This window comes from Microcystis sp. LE18-22.4A (genome assembly GCF_027531105.1).
Classification (GTDB): domain Bacteria; phylum Cyanobacteriota; class Cyanobacteriia; order Cyanobacteriales; family Microcystaceae; genus Microcystis; species Microcystis aeruginosa.
Window position 1 is genome coordinate 1 of record NZ_JAPZRB010000247.1, and the last position, 1,813, is coordinate 1,813.

Sequence of the window (1,813 nt, forward strand, 5' to 3'; positions counted from 1 at the left end):
ATTGCCCAAGTATCTACTCCCCCCCAGTTGGCACCGACTGCTACCCCAGCAGTGGGGCCCGAGGTTTCTGGTCTCCAGACATAGGCTCCCGACGGCGCAGTGAAAGGCGTATTGTTGTTAGAACCATCATTAGCGCGTAAATTGATGCTCTGATTGGCTACTAAAATGCCCAAATTAAACCCCCGGCTTTCAGCGGTGGCACTGTCCTGAATCTCCGCCAGAGAATTGGATAATTGCTGTGAGAACAAGCTACTTTGTCCAGATAATTGAGTAGAAAGAACTCGATAAGCAGCACCAACTGCCGCCATCCCCAACGAGGTATTCCCTGGTGCGTTCACATTTACAGCGTAGGAGGGATATAAAGTGTTGAAGGCATTGACCGTATCATAGACGGCAGTAGAAACCAGCGCCATTAAGCGAGAACCTACTGTCGGCGCGACTCCCCGCCCCGCTTTTCCCTCGGCTTGAATCGCATTTAAGGCGATCGCATTCCAGTCGATGACGGCATTAGTATTCAGTCCCGATACTAATTTACTGGTGACATTATTGGTTTCCAGTTGTTCGGCAATTTGGTTATCTGCATCAACTTGAGCAATGAGAAAGTAAGCCCCCGGAGCGATGACTGAAGTATTGTTGTTATACGTTAAGTCTAGGGTGACTGACTGCCCGGCGTTTAGGTTCAAGTTTGTGCTGACACTGGTGAGTAAGGCATCGTTACTGTCAATCTGACCGTCAGTGGAAATGTACAGTTTGACAGTACTGGGACCACTGGCGATCCCCTGTCCTTGATTGGTGACAATTACCTGTGCAGTTCCCTGAGCGCCGAATGCAACCGTAGTTGGCAAATTAATCGTGCCAAAACTGCCCACTAAATCTGGTTGTGAGACAGTTGAGGCAAGACTTGAGGTAGAAATTGATTTGTTGTTGTTAACTGTTGTTGGTATCTGTTTTCCGTTAGTATCAAGTCCAATCGCACCTAAAAAATTAACTTTGTCCAAAAGCTCATTTAAATCTTTTGGGGAGAATTGATTTAAATTTTTGCCACCGACAGCAGCCTTTAACAACTCATCAATCTTACTGGTTGCGGTAGTACTATTTGGGATGTTCTCGTTCTCAGTTACTTTCTTCTGATCACCAAGGGTGTTTTGTGGCGATGACTCGGCGGTAGTTACAGTAGTGGTTGATGACATGGCTAATAAGTTGGAAAATAGTAACAGTAAAGGTCTTCAAGGCAGCAAGCATTGAAGCTTAACTTGTTGTCGTTGCGCTTCAGTGCCAAACGGATGTCACCGTCAGTAGAAATTTACAGGTTCACAGCACAATTACTCGCTATCGCCTGTCCTTGATGGGCGACAATTACCTGTGCAATTCTTTGCTCTGTTTAAAAATGGTGACAAAACAGTAATCATCGGGGCAATTCAAATCAAACTTGAGTTGTACGATACAAATGAGTCATATCTGTCACATCCTATACATAACACAATGGAATCCATAGTGTCAATCAATTTTTATGTCTTTAGTTATAGATTTTTACCTATTTAGTTATAGATTTCTATCGATAAATAAAAATAGAGTCATTTCAGATAATTCTGATACAATCTGAACCGATGAAAACCTGATGATACTAAATCCGTTGAGTATAGGCTACATATCAGGACAGGCACTCATGCACTCATCGAAAATTTGGGTCTGAAACCCCGTCGTTCTACGACGGCTTTACTGTTAAATATGAGCATCGTTTACGAAATATATGCTAAAATGTGAGGTATGGAAAAAGCCTATTCGTTTCGATTTTACCCCACACCCGAACAAG

General features: G+C 43.6%; 2 protein-coding genes. One reads left to right on the top strand and one right to left on the bottom strand.

What is annotated here, in order from left to right; all coding sequences use genetic code 11:
* A partial coding sequence (locus tag O9295_RS11425; RefSeq protein ID WP_288033010.1) for a CARDB domain-containing protein occupies positions 1-1,190 on the bottom strand: 1,190 nt, incomplete at its 3' end.
* A 577-nt stretch (positions 1,191-1,767) separates the two neighbouring features.
* Here O9295_RS11425 and O9295_RS27370 point away from each other — a divergent pair.
* Positions 1,768-1,813: helix-turn-helix domain-containing protein (locus tag O9295_RS27370; protein ID WP_353737100.1), on the top strand; the 46-nt coding region annotated here is incomplete at its 3' end.